Genomic DNA, 22771 nt, shown 5'->3' on the forward strand with positions numbered 1-22771 from the left:
AGCGGTTAGATGAGCGACCTTGCGAGAGAAATTACACCGGTCAACATTGAGGAAGAGCTGAAGAGCTCCTATCTGGATTATGCGATGTCGGTCATTGTTGGCCGTGCGCTGCCGGATGTCCGAGATGGCCTGAAGCCGGTACACCGTCGCGTACTTTACGCCATGAACGTATTGGGCAATGACTGGAACAAAGCCTATAAAAAATCTGCCCGTGTCGTTGGTGACGTAATCGGTAAATACCATCCCCACGGCGATTCCGCAGTGTATGACACCATCGTTCGTATGGCGCAGCCATTCTCGCTGCGTTACATGCTGGTGGATGGTCAGGGTAACTTCGGTTCTATTGACGGCGACTCCGCGGCGGCAATGCGTTATACGGAGATCCGTCTGGCGAAAATCGCCCACGAACTGATGGCCGATCTCGAAAAAGAGACGGTGGATTTCGTGGATAACTATGACGGTACGGAAAAAATTCCGGACGTCATGCCGACCAAAATTCCTAACCTGCTGGTTAACGGTTCTTCCGGTATCGCAGTAGGTATGGCGACGAATATCCCGCCGCACAACCTGACGGAAGTGATTAACGGCTGCCTGGCGTATATCGACAACGAAGACATCAGCATTGAAGGGCTGATGGAACATATTCCGGGTCCGGACTTCCCGACCGCCGCGATCATCAACGGTCGTCGTGGTATCGAAGAAGCCTACCGTACCGGTCGTGGCAAAGTGTACATCCGCGCCCGCGCGGAAGTTGAAGCTGACGCCAAAACGGGCCGCGAAACCATCATCGTCCATGAAATTCCCTATCAGGTGAACAAAGCGCGCCTGATCGAGAAAATCGCCGAGCTGGTGAAAGATAAACGCGTGGAAGGTATCAGCGCGCTGCGTGACGAATCCGACAAAGACGGTATGCGCATCGTGATTGAAGTAAAACGCGATGCGGTGGGCGAGGTGGTGCTTAATAATCTCTACTCCCAGACCCAGCTACAGGTTTCCTTCGGTATTAACATGGTGGCGCTGCATCACGGCCAGCCGAAGATCATGAACCTGAAAGATATCATTTCAGCGTTCGTGCGCCACCGCCGTGAAGTGGTGACGCGTCGGACTATTTTTGAACTGCGTAAAGCCCGTGACCGTGCGCATATCCTTGAAGCTCTGGCGATTGCGCTGGCCAACATCGACCCGATTATCGAACTGATTCGCCGCGCGCCAACGCCGGCAGAAGCGAAAGCGGCGCTGATTTCGCGTCCGTGGGATCTGGGTAACGTTGCTGCGATGCTGGAGCGCGCCGGTGATGACGCCGCGCGTCCGGAATGGCTGGAGCCAGAATTTGGCGTGCGTGACGGTCAGTACTACCTGACTGAACAGCAGGCGCAGGCGATTCTGGATCTGCGTTTGCAGAAACTGACCGGCCTGGAGCATGAAAAACTGCTCGACGAATACAAAGAGCTGCTGGAGCAGATTGCTGAACTGCTGCACATTCTGGGCAGCGCCGATCGCCTGATGGAAGTGATCCGCGAAGAGATGGAGTTAATTCGCGATCAGTTCGGCGATGAGCGTCGTACCGAAATCACCGCCAACAGCGCCGATATTAATATCGAAGATCTGATTAGCCAGGAAGATGTTGTCGTGACGCTGTCTCACCAGGGTTACGTCAAATACCAACCGCTGACGGATTACGAAGCGCAACGTCGTGGTGGGAAAGGTAAATCTGCCGCGCGTATTAAAGAAGAAGACTTTATCGACCGCCTGCTGGTGGCCAACACCCATGACACCATCCTCTGCTTCTCCAGCCGGGGCCGTCTGTACTGGATGAAGGTCTATCAGTTGCCGGAAGCCAGTCGTGGCGCGCGCGGTCGTCCGATCGTCAACCTGCTGCCGCTGGAAGCCAACGAACGTATCACCGCGATTCTGCCGGTTCGTGAGTACGAAGAAGGCGTCAACGTCTTTATGGCGACCGCCAGCGGTACCGTGAAGAAAACGGCGTTGAACGAATTCAGCCGTCCGCGTTCCGCCGGTATTATCGCGGTGAACCTCAACGACGGCGACGAGCTGATTGGCGTTGACCTGACTTCTGGTTCTGACGAAGTCATGCTGTTCTCGGCCGCGGGTAAAGTGGTGCGCTTCAAAGAAGACGCCGTCCGTGCGATGGGGCGTACCGCGACCGGTGTGCGCGGTATTAAGCTGGCGGGAGACGATAAAGTCGTCTCTCTGATCATCCCACGCGGCGAAGGGGCAATCCTGACCGTCACGCAGAATGGTTACGGCAAACGCACCGCAGCTGAAGAGTATCCAACCAAGTCGCGTGCGACGCAGGGCGTTATCTCTATCAAAGTCACCGAGCGCAACGGTTCCGTTGTTGGCGCGGTACAGGTGGACGATTGCGACCAGATCATGATGATCACGGATGCCGGTACTCTGGTGCGTACCCGTGTGTCCGAGATCAGCGTAGTGGGACGTAATACCCAGGGCGTTATCCTTATCCGCACGGCGGAAGATGAAAACGTGGTGGGTCTGCAACGCGTTGCTGAACCGGTAGATGACGAAGAACTCGACGCTATCGACGGCAGCGTGGCGGAAGGGGATGAGGATATCGCCCCGGAAGCGGAAAGCGATGACGACGTTGCGGATGACGCTGACGAGTAATGTTATTACTGTGCGAGGGCCGGATATCCGGCCCTTTTTCTTTGCCGTTGCGGGCTACGTCATTTACCGCTACCTTAGTCACACTCTATTTACATCCTGAGGCGGAGCTTCGCCCCTTTGAAATACCTTGCTTCCTTTCGAACTACGCTGAAAGTCTCGCGCTACTTATTCAGAGCGTTAGCGTTACTCATTTGGCTCTTAATCGCCTTTGTTTCGGTGTTTTACATCGTCAATGCCCTGCACCAGCGGGAGTCTGAAATTCGTCAGGAGTTCAACCTTAGCTCCGATCAGGCGCAGCGTTTTATCCAGCGCACGTCGGATGTGATGAAAGAGCTCAAATATATCGCCGAGAACCGTTTAACGGCGGAAAACGGCGTCATGTCGTCGCGTGCGCGTGATGACAAAATGGTGGTGCCGGATTTTGAACCGCTATTCGCCGACTCAGACTGTGCGGCGATGGGCTCCGCCTGGCGTGGATCGCTGGAGTCGCTGGCTTGGTTTATGCGTTACTGGCGCGACAACTTTTCAGCGGCGTATGATCTTAACCGCGTTTTCCTGATTGGCAGCGATAACCTCTGTATGGCGAATTTCGGCCTGCGTGAAATGCCCGTGGAGCGCGATGATGCGTTAAAAGCGTTACATGAGCGGATTATGAAATACCGCAACGCGCCGCAAGAAGAAAGTGGGAATAACCTTTTCTGGATAAGCCAGGGCGCGCGTCAGGGCGTGGGCTACTTTTATGCGCTGACGCCGGTGTATCTGGCCAACCGTCTGCAGGCGCTGCTGGGCGTCGAGCAGTCCATCCGCATGGAAAATTTTTTCACGCCGGGCAGTTTGCCGATGGGCGTCACCATTATTGATGAGAACGGCCATTCGCTGATTTCGTTGGCCGGTCCTGACGGCATTATTAAAGCGGAGCCGCGCTGGATGCAGGAGCGCTCCTGGTTTGGTTATACGCCAGGTTTTCGCGAACTGGTACTCAAAAAAAGCCTGCCGCCATCCTCGCTCAGTATTGTCTATTCTGTGCCTGTAGATTTAGTCCTGGAGCGTATTCGTATTCTTATCCTGAACGCTATCCTGCTGAACGTGCTGGTGGGCGCAGGGCTGTTTACGCTTGCGCGGATGTATGAGCGGCGAATTTTTATTCCGGCGGAGAGCGATGCCCAGCGTCTGGAAGAGCATGAACAGTTCAACCGTAAAATCGTCGCCTCCGCGCCGGTGGGGATCTGTATTCTGCGCACTATTGATGGCGTCAATATTCTGAGTAACGAACTGGCGCACACCTACCTGAACATGCTCACGCATGAAGACAGACAGCGCCTGACGCAAATCATTTGCGGCCAGCAGGTCAACTTTGTTGATGTATTGACCAGCAATAATACCAATTTGCAAATTAGCTTCGTCCATTCCCGCTATCGTAATGAAAACGTCGCGATTTGCGTGTTGGTAGATGTGAGTACGCGCGTCAAAATGGAAGAGTCGCTGCAGGAGATGGCGCAGGCGGCGGAACAGGCAAGCCAGTCTAAATCCATGTTCCTTGCAACGGTCAGCCATGAGTTGCGCACACCGCTGTACGGTATCATCGGCAATCTCGATCTGCTGCAAACCAAAGAGTTGCCAAAAGGCGTGGATCGTCTGGTCACGGCGATGAATAACTCCTCCAGTCTGTTGCTGAAAATTATCAGCGACATTCTCGACTTCTCGAAAATTGAGTCGGAACAGCTAAAGATTGAGCCGCGCGAATTTTCACCGCGAGAGGTGATGAACCATATCACCGCCAATTATCTGCCGCTGGTGGTGCGTAAGCAGCTCGGCCTGTATTGTTTTATTGAGCCTGACGTGCCGGTATCGCTGAACGGCGACCCGATGCGTTTACAGCAGGTCATTTCAAACCTGTTGAGCAACGCCATTAAGTTTACCGATATTGGCTGCATCGTGCTGCATGTGCGCTGTGATGGGGATTATCTCAGCATTCGCGTGCGGGATACCGGGGTTGGTATTCCGGCAAAAGAGGTGGTTCGCCTGTTCGATCCCTTCTTCCAGGTGGGAACCGGCGTACAGCGTAACTTTCAGGGGACCGGTCTGGGGCTGGCGATTTGCGAAAAATTGATCAGCATGATGGACGGCGATATTTCCGTCGATTCGGAGCCGGGCATGGGAAGCCAGTTTACGCTGCGCATCCCGCTTTATGGCGCGCAATACCCTGTGAAAAAGAGCGTGGAAGGACTCGCCGGAACCTGCTGTTGGCTGGCGGTGCGCAATACTTCTTTGTGCCAGTTTATTGAGACCAGTCTGGCGCGTAGCGGCGTTCATACACAGCGTTATGAAGGGCAAGAACCCGCCGCGGACGATATTTTGGTTGTCGATGACGCGCTGGAGCATACCTGGCAGGGGAGGGCGGCGGTCGTCTTTTGCCGCCGTCATATCGGGATTCCATTGGAAAGAGCGCCGGGCGAGTGGGTGCATAGTGTGGCGTCGGTGCATGAGTTGCCCGCACTGTTGGCGCGTATTTATAGTATTGAGCTGGATAGTGAAGCGCTTTCCAGCGCATTGCCGACGACGGATAAAACCGCAGATTCAAATGACGATATGATGATTCTGGTCGTTGACGATCATCCTATCAATCGCCGCTTGCTGGCCGATCAATTGGGATCGCTGGGGTATCAGTGTAAGACAGCCAATGATGGCGTGGACGCTCTGAATGTGCTGAGTAAAAATGCTATCGATATTGTTCTGAGCGATGTGAACATGCCGAACATGGACGGCTACCGCCTGACGCAGCGTATCCGTCAGCTTGGGCTGACGCTGCCGGTCGTCGGCGTGACGGCGAACGCGCTGGCGGAAGAGAAACAACGTTGCCTGGAGTCCGGTATGGACAGCTGTTTGTCGAAGCCTGTGACGCTGGACGTGTTGAAACAGACGCTGGCGGTGTATGCCGAGCGGGTACGTAAAACGCGGGCATAAAAAATGCCGGATGGCGGCGTCGCCTGATCCGGCCTGCAAAAGATGAGTCGACTGGTAGGCCTGATAAGCGTAGCGCCATCAGGCTGGGTAACGTAAAAGCGATTTATTCTTTGTCTGTCGGACTCAGGGTGACGGAAGAGAGATAGTTGAGCAGCGCGATATCATTCTCTACGCCCAGTTTCATCATCGCCGATTTCTTCTGGCTGCTGATGGTCTTAATGCTGCGGTTGAGCTTCTTGGCGATTTCGGTGACCAGGAAGCCCTCGGCGAACAGGCGTAATACTTCGCTCTCTTTTGGCGACAGGCGCTTGTCGCCGTAACCGCCTGCGCTGATTTTCTCCAGCAGACGAGAAACGCTTTCTGGGGTGAATTTTTTGCCTTTTTGCAGCGCGGCCAGCGCCTTAGGCAGATCGGTTGGCGCACCCTGCTTGAGTACGATCCCTTCAATATCAAGATCCAACACGGCGCTCAGGATCGCCGGATTGTTGTTCATGGTCAGAACGATAATAGACAGGCTCGGAAAATGACGCTTGATGTACTTGATCAAGGTGATCCCATCGCCGTATTTATCTCCCGGCATGGAGAGGTCAGTGATCAACACATGCGCATCTAATTTCGGCAGGTTGTTGATCAATGCTGTGGAATCTTCAAATTCGCCGACAACATTCACCCACTCGATTTGTTCAAGTGATTTGCGAATACCGAACAGTACAATCGGGTGGTCATCGGCAATAATTACGTTCATATTGTTCATGTATTGGGCTACCTTGCTACAGCAAGCTTTTGACGTAGGCGTCAATGTCGCTGATATATTTTTCTATACCTGGAGCATCTTTCTCACGAATCAGATGTTCCAGCGTTTCACATAACTGCTTGCCGGGTACCAGATTAAGCATGGCAAACACCCCTTTCAGGCGGTGGGCCGTTTGGGCCAGCGCAGCGAAATCGCTGGTTGCCGCCTCAGTATACAACCTCTTAACATCATCCGGTACTGTGTCTACAAATAGCGCATAGTAGCCGCTGGCATGAAGCTCGGCATTTTCATCTCCGCCGAGCGGGGAGGCGGGAATCTCTTCCTGCGCCAGCTGCTCTTCGATAAGTTGTAGTACAGCTTCCTGCATAGCATTGCTCATATTAAAGTTGACGCGCAACTGACCCGGGCCAATTTTCCGCACGCCTGACTCATCATCGCTTAAAAGCAAGCCCGAGGCAGTAAGATTAGACGGATTATCCGTTAAAAAGAGATCATATTCTTGACTTATCTGCCTTTCATCCGGCGTGATGCAGGTGGCGCCCCAGTTTTCTAACTGACGCAGCACAATCGCGCGAACCTCGTTGGACGTCACATCGACCATCACGCTCACGTCGTCCAGCAGGCGCTCTTCGACCTGGGTATGCTGATCGTGAGGAAGCATTTTGACATGAACGGTATAGCGCGTGCCCAGCGTTTCCCGCGCTTTAATGTTGAGATGACCGCCCAGTTTGCGCGCCAGTTGATTGCACAGCCAGAAGGTGAGCGGATTCGCTTTGCCGTAACGATCGCCCTGCGTTTCATTCATATACGGGAAATGCAGATTATCAATCTCGTTTAACGTTACACCTTCGCCCGTATCCAGAATACGGAAAGTCAGACGCTCCGCGATAGATTCATCCTGCTCGACTTCAAGCGTAATTTTACCCATAGCGGTCGTTGTGACGGCATACTGAATCAACAGCAGCAAAATCCGGCGCAGGGCGTCGCGATCGCCCCAGCGTTCATCGTTGCCGCTAAGATGGTTATTAATCAGCAGCTGCAGCCCTTTACGCTTAATGGCGGGCAGCACTTCCGGCACGACTTCGTCAATAAGATCCTGAAGGGAGAACAGCGTTGCTTCGCTTTTCCATGCGTCATTTTCCAGCATATTCGCCAGTTGGATTTCATCGATCATACGTACCAATACATCCGCCTGATCCGCCAGTTTCAGGCTTTCCGGCGTGGTGACTGCCGCGGCGTTAACCGCCAGTTGGCGTACGGGCTCTTTAAGCGTGTTGCTGATATTTTGCATAAAGGCGGCGCGGCCCTGCTGATTCTTCTCATACAAACGCTGCGCCTGTTTAAGCTTCTTATTCACCAGCACTTCCCGGTCCTGATCGCGGATAATAAAGATCTGCGTGCGGGGGGCGATCTGGCTGCGAAACAGACGGATCTCATACAGTTCGTTATTAATTGTCGCCTGAATCACGCCCTGATGCTGTTCCGCCATGCTGGTAATATTTTGCAGGTTAAGATGCGGCAATAGATGATCGGCGATTTTATTGCTGATCACGGTGCGGTTTCCTTCCTGATCGTAGACCAGCAGACCCAGCGGCAGCAGAGAAACGATCTCTTCATTAATGGCGCGTAAGACGCGAAGCTCGTTATTCGCCGCGTTGCCGGATGTCGATTCCGTCGACCGTCCCGGCTGATGACGGAACGTGGCGTAGCCAAATAACGCCAACGCCAGCAGCCCGATGTTCAGCAGTAAAGGCAGCAGAATATTTTGCAACGTATCAAGCAAAAGCGTACCGAACGGTACCTGCCAGATCAGGCGCATTCCGGTAGAGTTAAGCGCTGAGGAGATCTCAATTTTTGAACCGTTAAAGCTAATCGTGACGCTATCAGGCGCTTCCTTTTCACTGCTTCGCCCCGTCGCCTGGGTTGCGTCAGGCTCTATCCGAAAACTGTCCAGCGGCATTCCCGGCGGGATTAAATCATTAATGGGCAGATCAAACGCCACCACGGTTGCCAGATGTCCTGGCTGATTGAAGGTCGTGCGCAGCGTAAAATAGTGACCGTTTTGCCAGGCCAGTTTTCGCAATGAGGAGAAACTTTCGCGCTCATCCAGCGCATTCGCCTGCTGCAACATCTCTGCCCGGCGGGAATCGACGATATTGCCAATAGTGGACTCTTTAAAGCCGGAAGAGAGATCTTTCAACGGTAGGGTAGAGATAAGAATCAGGCTGTTATCCTGTCCGTTGAGGTAATACATTGACCACGGCACGTTTTCCGCGCCCCACAGCGTATCCAGATAGGTTGACATACGCTGCGTCATTTCCAGCGTGGCGCTGTCATGGGAACCGAAAATCAGCGCTTCAGTTTTACGTCGCGGCTTTTCAAGATAATACACATCCTGCTTCAGACGCGTTTCCTGAAGTCCTTCACCTGTCGATGGCGTAGTGGTCGCGGCGATGTTGTCATAAATTTGCCAGGTAACATACCGCCAGGTATCCACGCGTTTATGAATAGCGTGGGTGATATCGACAATTTGATAGCTTTTGTCTTTCAACCAGGCGTTGACGGCGCTCTGCACCATAACGCCCATCGTTACCAGCAGCACAATGATCAGCAATAAGAAGAAACGGGTAATGCTTCCCGGTAGAAGGGAGAATCGGGTAGAGACCGTTGTGTCAGACTGACTCATTTATGTTTACGACCTGTAAAAGCAACGCTGAAGGTGAAGGGCAGTATAAAGGGTAATGAATGAATTTCCAGACTCTTACGTCATGCCGGGCAACTTAACACGCGCTCCGTCGGCGGGACGGGAAAAGCGTACAACCTTCGTAGAACGGTACAAATATAAAGACTACTTATAAATGTTTAGCACTAAATATCAAGAAATTATTTGCTAATGTCTTACGAACGGTAGACCAGCGAGGGTAGTGAATAACCGTGATAATTTTAGGCAGGTAGCATAAATCTGCCGGGTGTGTCTGAAAAAGGGTAAAAAAAACCGAATGCGAAGCATTCGGTTGAAATAGGGGTAAACAGACATTCAGAAGTGAATGACGGTAATAAATAAAGTTAATGATGATAGCGGTCACTATTTTAGTTGCGAATGAAAATTCTGTTTTATCATTCAGTGCTATGAATTTCATCAATTTAACCCATTGATTTTAAAAGTCTCGTGAATATATTTTGTCTATTTGTGCTTATTTTTACTTGATTTTTGCTTTAAAAAAGTTCCGTAAAATTCATATTTTGAAACATCTATGTAGATAACTGTAACATCTTAAAAGTTTTAGTATCATATTCGTGTTGGATTATTCTGTATTTTTGCGGAGAATGGACTTGCCGACTGGTTAATGAGGGTTAACCAGTAAGCAGTGGCATAAAAAAGCAATAAAGGCATATAACAGAGGGTTAATAACATGAAAGTTAAAGTACTGTCCCTCCTGGTACCAGCTCTGCTGGTGGCAGGCGCAGCGAATGCGGCTGAAATTTATAATAAAGACGGCAACAAATTAGACCTGTTTGGTAAAGTTGATGGCCTGCACTACTTCTCTGACGACAAAGGCAGCGACGGCGACCAGACCTACATGCGTATCGGTTTCAAAGGCGAAACGCAGGTTAACGATCAGCTGACCGGTTATGGCCAGTGGGAATATCAGATTCAGGGCAACCAGACTGAAGGCAGCAACGACTCCTGGACGCGTGTGGCGTTTGCGGGTCTGAAATTCGCTGATGCAGGTTCCTTCGATTATGGTCGTAACTACGGCGTAACCTATGACGTGACCTCCTGGACCGACGTTCTGCCGGAGTTCGGCGGCGACACCTACGGCGCTGACAACTTTATGCAGCAACGTGGTAACGGCTATGCCACTTACCGTAACACCGACTTCTTCGGCCTGGTGGATGGTCTGGACTTCGCGTTACAGTATCAGGGCAAAAACGGCAGCGTGAGCGGTGAAAACACCAACGGTCGCAGCCTGCTGAACCAGAACGGCGACGGTTACGGCGGATCGCTGACTTATGCAATCGGCGAAGGCTTCTCTGTCGGTGGCGCTATCACCACGTCTAAACGTACTGCCGATCAGAACAACACCGCTAACGCTCGCCTGTATGGTAACGGCGATCGCGCCACGGTCTACACCGGCGGCCTGAAATACGATGCGAACAACATCTATCTGGCAGCGCAGTATTCTCAGACCTATAACGCAACCCGTTTTGGTACCTCTAACGGTAGCAACCCGTCCACCTCTTACGGTTTTGCCAACAAAGCGCAGAACTTTGAAGTGGTTGCTCAGTACCAGTTCGACTTTGGTCTGCGTCCGTCTGTGGCTTACTTGCAGTCTAAAGGTAAGGACATCAGCAACGGCTACGGCGCCAGCTATGGCGACCAGGACATCGTAAAATACGTTGATGTCGGCGCGACTTACTACTTCAACAAAAACATGTCCACCTATGTTGATTACAAAATCAACCTGCTGGATAAAAACGACTTTACCCGCGATGCGGGCATCAACACCGACGACATCGTAGCGCTGGGTCTGGTTTACCAGTTCTAATCAGCAAAAGATGTTGCTAAAGGGCCTGCGGGCCCTTTTTTCATGCCTTATTCCGGCGTACAAATACGACGTTTTGATATACGCTTGCGTCCATTCGAATGAGGATAAACAGCGATGAAAATGACTTTTTGCCGGGCCGTGTGTCTGGCGGCGGCTTTTTTACTTATGGGCTGCGATGAGGCTCCCGAAACGACAACAGCGTCACCTGCCGCTCAGGTGCTGGAAGGTAAGACGATGGGGACTATCTGGCGGGTGAGCGTGGTTGGCATCGATGCGAAACGCGCCGCAGAGCTACAGACTAAAATCCAGACTCAGCTTGATGCTGATGATTGGTTGCTTTCTACCTATAAAAATGACTCCGCGCTGATGCGTTTTAACCATTCACGCAGTCTTGCGCCCTGGCCGGTCAGCGAAGCCATGGCGGATATCGTGACCTCGGCGCTGCGTATTGGCGCGAAGACGGATGGCGCGATGGATATCACCGTGGGCCCGCTGGTCAATCTGTGGGGGTTTGGACCGGATCGGCAGCCGCTGCATATCCCAACACCAGCACAAATCGATGCGGCAAAAGCGAAAACAGGCCTGCAACATTTGCAGGTTATCGACAGGGCTGGACATCAGTTTTTGCAAAAAGATCTTCCGGATCTTTATGTCGATCTCTCCACGGTCGGGGAGGGCTATGCGGCGGATCATCTGGCGCGTCTGATGGAGCAGGAGGGCATTGCGCGTTATCTGGTCTCGGTGGGCGGCGCATTAAGCAGTCGCGGGATGAATGCGCAAGGGCTGCCGTGGCGCGTCGCGATTCAGAAGCCGACCGACCGGGAAAACGCGGTGCAGGCGATTGTGGATATCAACGGGTATGGCATCAGCACCTCCGGCAGCTACCGTAACTATTATGAGCTGGATGGCAAGCGTGTCTCGCACGTTATCGATCCGCAAACGGGGCGCCCCATTGAACACAACCTGGTATCGGTTACGGTCATTGCGCCAACGGCGCTGGAAGCGGACGGCTGGGACACCGGCCTGATGGTGCTCGGTACGCAAAAGGCGCAAGAGGTCGTGCGGCGGGAAGGGCTGGCGGTCTTTATGATCATGAAAGAAGGTGAGGGCTTTAAAACCTGGATGTCGCCGCAGTTCAAAACGTTCCTGGTGAGCGATAAGAATTAAAACGCAAGATTACGGGTTTTTGTGGGCGGATTTACGGACACACTGCATGTAAGCAAGCACTATGCTTAATGAAGGAGTCTATGATGAAAAAAGCGTTACTTACCGATGATGAATGCTGGCTGCGGGTGCAGGCGCGCGATGCCAGCGCGGATGGGCGTTTCGTTTTTGCGGTGCGAACCACCGGCGTTTTTTGCCGCCCTTCTTGTCGCTCGAAGCGGGCGTTACGTAAAAATGTTCGCTTTTTTGCCAACGCGCAGCAGGCGCTGGACGCCGGTTTTCGCCCCTGCAAGCGCTGTCAGCCGGATAATGCGCGCGCGCAGCAACGGCGGTTGGATAAGATTGCCTGCGCCTGCCGTTTACTTGAGCAGGAGACGCCGGTAACGCTGGCGTCTCTGGCGCAGGCGGTGGCGATGAGCCCGTTTCATCTGCACCGCCTGTTTAAAGCGAGCACCGGAATGACGCCGAAAGGGTGGCAGCAGGCATGGCGCGCCCGGCGGCTGCGTGAGGCGTTGGCGAAAGGAGAGCCGATCACGGCGGCTATTTACCGCGCCGGCTTCCCGGATAGCAGTAGCTACTACCGTCATGCCGACCAGACGCTGGGCATGACGGCAAAACAGTTTCGCAAAGGCGGCGATAATGTCTCCGTTCGCTATGCGCTGACGGACTGGGTTTACGGACGGTGCCTGGTGGCGGAGAGCGAGCGGGGGATTTGCGCGATTCTCCCCGGTGATAGCGACGACGCGCTACTGGCTGAATTACACACCCTTTTCCCGACGGCCCGCCACGCACCTGCTGACGCGCCTTTTCAGCAACGGGTGCGGCAGGTTGTCGCGGCTATCAACACACGCGATGTGCTGCTCTCGTTGCCGCTGGATATCCAGGGAACCGCGTTTCAACAGCAGGTCTGGCAGGCGTTATGCGCAATTCCCTGCGGCGAAACCGTAAGCTATCAACAGCTTGCCGCGACTATCGGCAAACCCACGGCAGTACGCGCGGTCGCCAGCGCGTGCGGCGCGAATAAACTGGCGATGGTGATCCCGTGTCATCGGGTCGTGCGTCGTGATGGCGCGCTCTCCGGTTATCGTTGGGGCGTGCGTCGAAAAGCGCAGCTATTAAAGCGAGAAGCGCAAAAAGAGGAGTAGCAATGCTGGATCTATTTGCTGATGAAGCGCCCTGGCAAGAGCCCCTGGCGCCTGGCGCAGTGGTGTTGCGCCGCTTTGCGTTTCGCGCGGCGCAGTCGCTATTAGACGATATCGGGTTTGTCGCCAGTCAGTCTCCGTTTCGTCAGATGGTGACGCCGGGCGGCTACACCATGTCGGTGGCGATGACCAACTGCGGCGCGTTAGGGTGGACCACCGATCGTCACGGTTATTGTTATGCCGTGCGCGATCCGTTGACCGATAAACCCTGGCCTGCGCTGCCGTTATCGTTTGCCAGCGTATGTCGTCAGGCGGCAATCGCGGCAGGGTATGCGAGCTTCCAACCGGACGCCTGCCTGATCAATCGCTACGCGCCCGGCGCAAAACTGTCGCTGCATCAGGATAAAGACGAGCCGGATCTGCGCGCGCCTATCGTCTCAGTTTCGTTGGGGGTGCCGGCGGTTTTTCAGTTTGGCGGCCTGCGTCGCAGCGATCCGCTCCAGCGGATCTTACTGGAGCATGGCGATATCGTGGTCTGGGGCGGCGAGTCCCGGCTGTTTTATCATGGTATCCAGCCGCTTAAAGTGGGCTTTCATCCCATGACCGGTGAATTTCGTTACAATCTCACCTTCCGTCAGGCGGCTGAAAAAGAATAAAAATAAGAATTATTATTGCTGTGCAGGTGGAGTTAGTTAAACTGCGGGCTGTTATTATCGGTCCGGGTTGTATGCATGGAACTTCTTATTCTTGTCTGGCGGCAGTACCGCTGGCCATTTATTAGCGTGATGGCGCTGAGCCTCGCCAGCGCGGCGCTGGGGATTGGCCTGATCGCGTTTATCAATCAGCGCCTGATTGAAACGGTGGACACCACCGTCATGGTGCTGCCGGAATTTCTCGGTCTGCTCCTGTTGCTAATGGTCGTCACATTAGGTTCCCAACTGGCGCTTACCACTCTGGGACACCATTTCGTTTACCGCCTGCGCAGCGAATTTATCAAGCGCATTCTGGATACGCACGTTGAACGCATTGAGCAACTGGGCAGCGCCTCTTTACTGGCCGGTCTGACCAGCGATATTCGCAATATTACTATCGCCTTTGTGCGTCTGCCTGAGCTGGTGCAGGGCATTATCCTCACCGTCGGCTCGGCGGCGTATCTGGCGATGCTATCGACAAAAATGCTGCTGGTTACGGCTATCTGGATGGCGGTCACTATCTGGGGCGGATTTGTGCTGGTGGCGCGGGTTTACCAGCATATGGCGACCCTGCGCGAGACCGAAGATAAGCTGTACAACGACTATCAGACGGTGCTGGAAGGACGCAAAGAGCTGACGCTAAACCGCGAGCGTGCGGAGCAGATTTTTCAGCAATGCTATATCCCGGACGCCAAAGAGTACCGTTATCACATTATCCGTGCCGATACTTTTCACCTGAGCGCCGTCAACTGGTCGAATATCATGATGCTGGGGGCGATAGGCTTGGTCTTCTGGATGGCGAATAGTCTCGGCTGGGCGGATACCAACGTCGCGGCGACCTATTCACTGACGTTGCTGTTCCTGCGCACGCCGCTACTGTCTGCGGTGGGGGCGTTGCCAACGCTACTGACCGCCCAGGTGGCGTTTAATAAACTGAATAAATTCGCGCTCGCCCCGTATAAGCCTGATTTTCCGCAGCCGAAAGCCTTTCCCGACTGGAAGACGCTGGAGCTGCGCAACGTGGTTTTCCACTATCAGGATAACGCGTTTTCCGTGGGGCCCATCAACCTGACGATTCACCGCGGCGAACTGCTGTTTTTAATTGGCGGCAACGGTAGCGGGAAATCGACGCTGGCCATGTTATTGACCGGTTTATACCAGCCGCAATCGGGAACGATTTTACTTGATGGTCAACCTATTGCCGCCGGGCAGCCGGAAGATTATCGCAAACTGTTTTCTGCGGTGTTTACCGATGTGTGGTTATTCGACCGCCTGCTGGGGCCGCAGGGGAAACCCGCCAATTCCGCGCTGGTCGAAAAGTGGCTTGAGCACCTGAAAATGACGCACAAGCTGGAGCTAAACGACGGGCGCATTTTGAATCTTAAACTGTCGAAAGGGCAAAAAAAGCGCATTGCGCTGCTGCTGGCGCTGGCGGAAGAGCGCGATATTATTTTGCTGGATGAGTGGGCCGCCGATCAGGACCCGCATTTCCGCCGGGAATTTTATCAGGTACTGTTGCCGTTAATGCAGGAAATGGGCAAAACCATTTTCGCCATCAGCCATGATGATCACTATTTTATTCATGCCGATCGTCTGCTTGAAATGCGCAACGGACAGCTAACCGAACTCACCGGCGACGAACGTGACGCCGCCTCGCGTGATGCGGTTGCGCGTACTGCGTAATGGACTATGGCGCCGGATGAACCACCTGATGGCAGCCCTACGTCCGCACGCGGGTAGGCCTGATAAGATGCCACGCGTCGCCACCAGGCATCGGGGTATTTTTTGCGGCGGGCGAGCGGATTTCCAGACGTGTTTTAAAAAGAACCCCGGAGCGCTGCGTGAGCCGGCGTGTTCAGATGCCCGGTAAGTGTGACCGGGCAGCGTAACATTATCGCGCGACGGCGTTCTGTACGTTAGCGTCCGCTTTCCAGATGCGGTATTTCACGTCTACATTCGCCGGGGTATACACCACGATCGGCAGCTTGCTGTTGTAGCGCAGCATCCCGTCTTCACCCAGCCAGGCGGTGACGAATTTTTGCTCTTTCTTACCTTCAGGGCAGGCCATCATGGTTGATACCGGAGAGGTGACGTTATCAAAGACATAATAGTCATAGCCCCAGCCTTCCAGCGTTTTTGTTTCCAGCGTGCCGCCGAGGCGATGCTGGTTACAATCCACATTCAGCGTTTGGCCAATCAACAGTTCCACTTTGAGGGTAGATTCATCCTGCTGAGGGGTAAGGGTTATCACTTGCCGCTTCATTCCTTTTTCCGCCTGCGGATAGGGGGCGATTTTCTCCAGCGGCTGGGCGGTATCGCTATTGTTAGCCCAGGCAGAGGCGCTGGCGAGGGCGGCGAAGACGACGGCAGGGACAAACATCTTCATTTGATTGTTCACAGTATTTCCTTTCTGCTGTTTTCGGTATGCACGGACAACAGATTAACACATTCATATTATCTATTAATCTGTATTTACTCATATTTTCAAGATTATTAATAAAATAGCGTCTTTTTATATAGTGGAATATTCCGATATTGATAATGTAAATGGAATTATCAGCTATTAGTGGTTTTCGTTATATAGGTAGCTATATAACTCATTGAAATGTGAGAAAAAGCACGTTTACGGGTCTTTACCCGGCACTCTTTTGATCCGGCAACAGCATTTACCTCTATCGGGGTATGCATCTCTTACACATCCTGAAATATCTTATTTACAAAAATAACTACTCATAAATTGTACGGTTTTTATTGGCATTCACTCCCTATGGAAGCGTGTCGTTATGGAAGGGCGATATCATGGTTGATTTATCCCGTCGAAGCATGTTGACCGGCAGTTGGCGCAACGCCAGCAATGGGATTCTTCCGCCGTGGGCCAGAGAAACACCCTATTTTCTCGCACATTGTCTGCGTTGCGACGCCTGCATCCAGGCGTGTGAGGCCGACATCCTGCAGCGAGGGACGGGGGGATATCCGAGCGTAGATTTCAAACGGGGCGAGTGCAGCTTTTGTTATGCCTGCGCGCAGGCCTGTACTGAATCGCTTTTTCTTCCGCGCCACACCAGGGCCTGGGATCTGATTTTTACACTCACGGAAAACTGCCTCGCCAGGCAATCGGTTGAATGCCATCGTTGCCAGGACAGTTGTGAACCTATGGCCATTACCTTTCGTCCCACGCTATCCGGCATTTACCAGCCGCAGCTTGACTCGCAGGCCTGTAACGGATGCGGGGCGTGTGTGGCTATCTGTCCCGTGTCAGCCATCAAAGCGGAGAACCACCATGCGCACTAACTGGCAGGTCTGTAGCCTGGTCGTGCAGGCCAAAAGTCAGAACATCGCCGCCATTGGCCCACAGTTGAACACGTTGCCGGGTTGCGAAGTCGCGTTAAGCGACGTTGAAAGCGGGCAACTGATCGTGGTGGCGGAAGCAGATCAGAGTGAAACGCTGATGCAAACAATTGAGTCAGTACGCAATGTCGAGGGCGTACTGGCGGTGTCGCTGGTTTATCACCAGCAGGATGAGCAAGGTGAGGAAACACCATGAAACTCAGTCGTCGTAGCTTTATGAAAGCTAACGCCGTTGCGGCCGCTGCGGCGGCTGCCGGTCTGAGCGTGCCGGGCGTCGCCCGCGCCGTTGTCGGGCAGCAGGAAGCCATCAAATGGGATAAAGCGCCGTGCCGTTTTTGCGGAACGGGTTGCGGTGTGTTAGTGGGCACGCAGCAGGGCCGTGTGGTCGCCTGCCAGGGCGACCCCGACGCGCCGGTCAACCGTGGTCTGAACTGCATTAAAGGCTACTTCCTGCCCAAAATCATGTACGGTAAAGATCGTCTGACGCAGCCGATGCTGCGCATGAAAGACGGCAGCTATCACAAAGACGGCGAGTTTACGCCGGTGAGCTGGGAACAGGCCTTCGATGTGATGGAAGAGAAGTTTAAAACCTCTCTGAAAGAGAAAGGACCAGAAGCGATCGGCATGTTTGGATCGGGTCAATGGACTATCTGGGAAGGCTATGCCGCCGCGAAACTGTTCAAGGCTGGTTTCCGCTCTAACAACATCGACCCGAATGCGCGTCACTGCATGGCCTCGGCGGTGGTGGGCTTTATGCGCACCTTTGGCATGGATGAACCGATGGGCTGCTACGACGATATTGAGCAGGCCGATGCGTTTGTGCTGTGGGGTTCCAACATGGCGGAGATGCACCCGATTTTATGGTCGCGCATCACTAACCGCCGTTTGTCCGACCCGAATGTGAAAGTCGCTGTCCTCTCCACCTTCCAGCACCGTAGCTTTGAGCTGGCGGACAACGGTATTGTCTTTACCCCGCAAAGCGATCTGGTGATCCTTAACTATATCGCGAATTACATTATTCAGAACAACGCGGTAAATCAGGATTTCTTCACAAAGCATGTGAATCTGCGTAAAGGGGCGACGGATATCGGCTACGGCTTACGCCCGACGCACCCGCTGGAAAAAGCGGCGAAGAATCCGGGCTCCGACGCTTCCGAACCGATGAGCTTCGACGAGTATAAAGCCTTCGTGGCGGAATATACGCTGGACAAGACTGCTGAAATGACCGGCGTGCCGAAAGATCAGCTGGAACAGTTGGCGCAGCTCTACGCCGATCCGAATAAGCGCGTGATCTCTTACTGGACGATGGGTTTTAACCAGCATACCCGTGGCGTGTGGGCGAATAACCTGGTTTACAACCTCCATCTGCTGACCGGAAAAATCTCCCAGCCTGGCTGCGGTCCTTTCTCGCTGACCGGCCAGCCTTCCGCCTGCGGTACGGCGCGTGAAGTGGGAACCTTCTCACACCGTCTGCCCGCAGACATGGTCGTGACGAACGAAAAACACCGTGATATCTGCGAAAAACACTGGCAGATCCCTGCTGGCACTATCCCGGCAAAAGTGGGTTTACATGCGGTGGCGCAGGATCGCGCGTTGAAAGACGGCAAGCTGAACGTCTACTGGGTAATGTGTAATAACAATATGCAGGCCGGGCCGAACATCAATGAAGATCGGATGCCGGGCTGGCGCGATCCGCGTAACTTTATCATTGTCTCCGATCCTTACCCGACGGTGAGCGCGCTGTCTGCGGATCTGATCCTGCCGACCGCCATGTGGGTTGAGAAAGAAGGCGCTTACGGCAACGCCGAACGCCGCACGCAGTTCTGGCGTCAGCAAATTAAAGCGCCGGGCGAAGCTAAATCCGACCTCTGGCAACTGGTGCAGTTCTCCCGTCGTTTTAAAACCGAGGAGGTCTGGCCGGAGGCGTTGCTGGCCCAGAAGCCGGAGCTGCGCGGTAAAACGCTGTATGACGTTCTGTTCGCCACGCCGGCGGTCAGCAAATTCCCGCTGAGCGAGCTGAAAGAGGATCAGTTAAACGATGAGTCTCGTGAACTGGGCTTCTATCTGCAAAAAGGGTTGTTTGAAGAATACGCCTGGTTTGGACGTGGCCACGGGCACGATCTGGCGCCGTTCGACGATTACCACAACGCGCGCGGTCTGCGCTGGCCGGTCGTCGAAGGCAAAGAGACGCAATGGCGTTACAGCGAAGGCAACGACCCGTATGTAAAAGCGGGGGAAGGGTACAAATTCTACGGTAAACCGGATGGCAAAGCGGTGATCTTCGCGCTGCCATTTGAACCCGCGGCGGAGTCGCCGGACAACGAGTACGATCTGTGGCTTTCCACCGGTCGCGTGCTGGAACACTGGCATACCGGCAGTATGACGCGCCGCGTGCCTGAATTGCATCGCGCCTTCCCGGAAGCGGTGGTCTTTATTCACCCGCTGGATGCGAAAGCGCGCGATCTGCGTCGTGGGGATAAGGTTAAAGTGTCGTCCCGCCGCGGCGAAGTGATTTCGATTGTCGAAACGCGTGGACGTAACCGTCCGCCGCAGGGACTGGTGTATATGCCGTTCTTCGATGCCGCTCAGCTAGTGAACAACCTGACGCTGGATGCGACGGACCCGCTCTCTAAAGAGACGGACTTCAAGAAGTGCGCCGTTAAACTGGCGAAGGTGTAACGCGTTATGTCCCGTACAGCGAAACCCCAAAATGGCCGCCGCCGCTTCCTGCGTGATGTTGTGCGCACTGCGGGCGGGCTGGCGGCGGTTGGCGTGGCGCTGGGCTTGCAACAGCAAACCGCGCGCGCAACGGGCGTGCGGCTGCGTCCGCCTGGCGCGCTGAATGAAAATGTCTTCGCCAGCGCCTGTGTGCGCTGCGGGCAGTGCGTTCAGGCGTGTCCATACGACACGCTAAAACTGGCGACGCTGGCCTCCGGGCTATCGGCAGGCACGCCCTATTTCGTCGCTCGCGACATCCCCTGCGAAATGTGTGAAGACATTCCGTGCGCCAAAGTCTGCCCCAGCGGGGCGCTGAATAAAGATATCGCCTCCATTGATGACTCGCGCATGGGGCTGGCGGTGCTGCTGGATCAGGAAAACTGCCTCAACTTTCAGGGGCTGCGCTGCGACGTTTGCTACCGCGAATGCCCGAAAATCGATGAGGCCATCACGCTGGAGCTGGATCGCAACATGCGCACCGGCAAACATGCGCGCTTTCTGCCCACCGTACACAGCGACGCCTGTACCGGCTGCGGCAAATGCGAAAAAGTCTGCGTACTGGAGCAACCAGCGATAAAAGTGTTGCCGTTGTCATTGGCGAAAGGGGAGTTAGGACACCATTACCGCTTCGGCTGGCTGGAGGGGAAAGATGGCAAATCGTAAACGCGACGCCGGGCGAGAAGCGCGGGCGAAAAAAGGCTGGTGGCGTAGCCACCGTTGGCTGGTGTTACGCCGTATCAGCCAGTTTATGGTGCTGGGGATGTTTCTCAGCGGCCCATGGCTGGGCTTTTGGGTTTTGCATGGCAACTACAGCAGTAGTTTGCTGTTCGATACCCTCCCGTTGACCGATCCGCTGATTACCCTGGAAAGTCTCGCCAGTGGGCATCTTCCCGCTACCGTGGCGCTGACGGGAGCAGTGATTATCACTGTGCTGTATGCGCTGGCGGGAAAGCGATTATTTTGCAGTTGGGTTTGCCCGCTAAACCCCGTTACCGATTTGGCTAACTGGATGCGCAGGAAATTTGACCTGAACCAGTCTGCGACGATTCCACGCCATATACGGTACGTCCTTCTGGTGGTGGTGTTAATCGGTTCGGCGTTGACCGGCACGCTGCTGTGGGAATGGATTAATCCCGTGTCGCTGTTAGGCCGTAGTCTGGTTATGGGATTTAGTAGCGGCGCGTTTCTGATTATTGCTTTGTTTTTATTTGATTTATTAGTCGTTGAGCACGGTTGGTGCGGTCATATTTGCCCGATGGGCGCGCTGTATGGCGTGCTGGGCAGTAAAGGCGTAGTGACCGTGACGGCCAAAAAACGTGAGAAATGTAATCGCTGTATGGATTGTTTTCATGTTTGCCCGGAACCGCATGTGCTACGTGCGCCGGTGCTGGATGAGCAAAGCCCGGCGCAGGTCACTCACCGCGACTGCATGACCTGCGGTCGCTGTGTGGATGTCTGTTCTGAGGATGTTTTTACAATAACGATACACAACATCATTCGGGATGCATCGCGGCGGTAAGCGAGGAAATCCCCAGGAGCATAGATAACGATGTGACTGGGATTTTCGAGCGCAGCCAACAAAGAGGCAGCTCGAAGGATGAAGTGTAAATGCGATGGAGTTCGGGAGCGAAACAATGAAAAGCCATGACCTGATGAAAGCGCTGTGTCAATGGATGGCCACGCTTGCCCTGGTGGTAAGTGGTGCGGTTTGGGCGGCAAACGGAGTGGATCTGAGCCAGTCGCCGGAAGTATCCGGGACGCAGGAAGGGGCGATTCGTATGCCGAAAGAGCAGGAACGTATGCCGCTAAATTACGTCAACCAGCCGCCGATGATCCCGCACAGCGTCGAGGGCTACCAGGTGACGACCAATACCAACCGCTGTCTGCAATGCCACGGCGTGGAAAGTTATCGTACGACGGGCGCGCCGCGTATCAGCCCGACGCACTTTATGGACAGCGACGGTAAAGTGTCGGGCAATGTCGCGCCGCGTCGTTATTTCTGCCTGCAGTGCCACGTACCGCAGTCTGATACCGCGCCGATTATCGACAATACCTTTACCCCCTCGCAAGGTTACGGGAAATAAGAGGTCATTATGGAAAATTCTAACCGTAAACCCGGCTGGATAAAGCGCGTCTGGCGATGGTGGCGCAGCCCCAGCCGCCTGGCGTTGGGGACGCTGCTGTTAATCGGTTTTATCGGCGGCATCATCTTCTGGGGCGGCTTCAATACCGGAATGGAAAAGGCTAACACCGAAGAGTTTTGTATTAGCTGCCATGAAATGCGCAACACGGTGTATGAGGAGTATATGGAAACCGTCCACTACAACAACCGTAGCGGCGTTCGTGCCACCTGTCCTGACTGCCATGTGCCGCATGAGTGGGGGCCGAAGATGATCCGTAAGATCAAAGCCAGTAAAGAGCTGTACGCGAAGGTATTTGGGCTGATAGATACACCGCAGAAATTTGAAGCTCATCGCCTGACAATGGCACAAAATGAGTGGCGGCGCATGAAAGACAACAACTCGCAGGAATGCCGTAACTGCCACAATTTCGATTTTATGGATCTGACCGCGCAAAAAGGCGTCGCGGCGAAAATGCACGATCAGGCGGTCAAAGACGGACAGACCTGTATCGATTGCCACAAAGGGATCGCGCATAAACTGCCGGATATGCGTGATGTTAAACCAGGTTTCTGACAGGACGTTGATGAGTGGGAATGCTTGAAGCCAGAGATCTGTACTGCGAGCGGGACGAGAGGACGCTGTTTCGCGGGCTGTCGTTCACCGTGGACGC

At 54.0% G+C, this 22771-nt stretch carries 17 protein-coding genes and 1 pseudogene; 15 read left to right on the forward strand and 3 right to left on the reverse strand.

Annotated elements, in window-relative coordinates; translation table 11 throughout:
- Positions 1–9: 9 nt before the first annotated feature.
- Both gyrA and rcsC read left to right on the forward strand, forming a co-directional pair.
- Positions 10–2646, forward strand: a complete 2637-nt coding sequence (gyrA, locus tag ACLJRE_RS17555; protein WP_023212360.1) for a DNA topoisomerase (ATP-hydrolyzing) subunit A — start codon at positions 10–12, stop codon at positions 2644–2646.
- A 117-nt stretch (positions 2647–2763) separates the two neighbouring features.
- Positions 2764–5610, forward strand: coding sequence for a two-component system sensor histidine kinase RcsC (rcsC, locus tag ACLJRE_RS17560; RefSeq protein WP_058109082.1), 2847 nt, complete (start codon positions 2764–2766; stop codon positions 5608–5610).
- 103 nt (positions 5611–5713) lie between these two features.
- Here the strand turns inward: rcsC and rcsB are convergent, their stop codons facing one another.
- Positions 5714–6364, reverse strand: coding sequence for a response regulator transcription factor RcsB (gene rcsB, locus ACLJRE_RS17565; RefSeq protein ID WP_001061919.1), 651 nt, complete (start codon positions 6362–6364; stop codon positions 5714–5716).
- Between the two features lie 16 nt (positions 6365–6380).
- Positions 6381–9050, reverse strand: a complete 2670-nt coding sequence (gene rcsD / locus ACLJRE_RS17570) for a phosphotransferase RcsD (RefSeq protein WP_000083201.1) — start codon at positions 9048–9050, stop codon at positions 6381–6383.
- Between the two features lie 727 nt (positions 9051–9777).
- Here rcsD and ACLJRE_RS17575 point away from each other — a divergent pair.
- The 5 genes from ACLJRE_RS17575 to ACLJRE_RS17595 all read left to right on the forward strand — a co-directional run bounded on the left by ACLJRE_RS17575 (position 9778) and on the right by ACLJRE_RS17595 (position 15595).
- Positions 9778–10914, forward strand: coding sequence for a porin OmpC (locus tag ACLJRE_RS17575; protein WP_000865526.1), 1137 nt, complete (start codon positions 9778–9780; stop codon positions 10912–10914).
- A 114-nt stretch (positions 10915–11028) separates the two neighbouring features.
- The gene (gene apbE / locus ACLJRE_RS17580) at positions 11029–12081 is read left to right on the forward strand and encodes an FAD:protein FMN transferase ApbE (RefSeq protein WP_000784297.1); all 1053 of its coding nucleotides are present in this window, start codon (positions 11029–11031) and stop codon (positions 12079–12081) included.
- 80 nt (positions 12082–12161) lie between these two features.
- The gene (gene ada, locus ACLJRE_RS17585) at positions 12162–13223 is read left to right on the forward strand and encodes a bifunctional DNA-binding transcriptional regulator/O6-methylguanine-DNA methyltransferase Ada (RefSeq protein ID WP_031610638.1); all 1062 of its coding nucleotides are present in this window, start codon (positions 12162–12164) and stop codon (positions 13221–13223) included.
- 2 nt (positions 13224–13225) lie between these two features.
- Positions 13226–13876: a DNA oxidative demethylase AlkB gene (gene alkB, locus ACLJRE_RS17590; protein ID WP_023212363.1), complete on the forward strand. Its 651-nt coding sequence runs from the start codon at positions 13226–13228 to the stop codon at positions 13874–13876.
- Positions 13877–13951: 75 nt separating this feature from the next.
- Positions 13952–15595 carry a multidrug ABC transporter permease/ATP-binding protein gene (locus ACLJRE_RS17595; RefSeq protein ID WP_023212364.1) on the forward strand — a complete coding sequence of 548 codons (1644 nt, stop codon included), beginning with the start codon at positions 13952–13954 and terminating at the stop codon, positions 15593–15595.
- A 208-nt stretch (positions 15596–15803) separates the two neighbouring features.
- On the opposite strand, the gene eco is transcribed toward ACLJRE_RS17595, so the two are convergent.
- Positions 15804–16298: a serine protease inhibitor ecotin gene (gene eco / locus ACLJRE_RS17600; RefSeq protein ID WP_001550295.1), complete on the reverse strand. Its 495-nt coding sequence runs from the start codon at positions 16296–16298 to the stop codon at positions 15804–15806.
- A gap of 413 nt (positions 16299–16711) precedes the next feature.
- Between eco and napF the strand changes: the two genes are divergently transcribed.
- The 8 genes and pseudogenes from napF to ACLJRE_RS17640 form a co-directional block, all read left to right on the forward strand.
- Complete coding sequence (gene napF / locus ACLJRE_RS17605) at positions 16712–17203, forward strand: ferredoxin-type protein NapF (protein WP_000228062.1); 492 nt, start codon at positions 16712–16714, stop codon at positions 17201–17203.
- Positions 17193–17456, forward strand: a complete 264-nt coding sequence (gene napD, locus ACLJRE_RS17610) for a chaperone NapD (protein ID WP_001260056.1) — start codon at positions 17193–17195, stop codon at positions 17454–17456. The genes napF and napD overlap by 11 nt, the downstream gene beginning before the upstream one ends.
- Positions 17453–19939: a nitrate reductase catalytic subunit NapA gene (napA, locus tag ACLJRE_RS17615; RefSeq protein ID WP_000778097.1), complete on the forward strand. Its 2487-nt coding sequence runs from the start codon at positions 17453–17455 to the stop codon at positions 19937–19939. Before napD ends, napA begins: the two co-directional genes overlap by 4 nt.
- A gap of 6 nt (positions 19940–19945) precedes the next feature.
- Complete coding sequence (gene napG / locus ACLJRE_RS17620; RefSeq protein ID WP_000091679.1) at positions 19946–20641, forward strand: ferredoxin-type protein NapG; 696 nt, start codon at positions 19946–19948, stop codon at positions 20639–20641.
- A complete protein-coding gene (gene napH / locus ACLJRE_RS17625; RefSeq protein ID WP_001634758.1) occupies positions 20628–21497 on the forward strand; it encodes a quinol dehydrogenase ferredoxin subunit NapH in 870 nt (289 codons plus the stop codon). Before napG ends, napH begins: the two co-directional genes overlap by 14 nt.
- 115 nt (positions 21498–21612) lie before the next feature.
- On the forward strand, positions 21613–22062 hold the full coding sequence (gene napB / locus ACLJRE_RS17630) for a nitrate reductase cytochrome c-type subunit (RefSeq protein WP_000835182.1): 450 nt from the start codon (positions 21613–21615) through the stop codon (positions 22060–22062).
- Between the two features lie 9 nt (positions 22063–22071).
- On the forward strand, positions 22072–22674 hold the full coding sequence (gene napC / locus ACLJRE_RS17635; protein WP_000431778.1) for a cytochrome c-type protein NapC: 603 nt from the start codon (positions 22072–22074) through the stop codon (positions 22672–22674).
- 20 nt (positions 22675–22694) lie between these two features.
- Positions 22695–22771 (forward strand): annotated as a pseudogene (locus ACLJRE_RS17640) (heme ABC transporter ATP-binding protein CcmA); the annotation flags it as partial.

The organism is Salmonella sp. SAL04157 (genome assembly GCF_046551635.1).
GTDB classification, from domain to species: Bacteria; Pseudomonadota; Gammaproteobacteria; order Enterobacterales; family Enterobacteriaceae; genus Salmonella; species Salmonella enterica.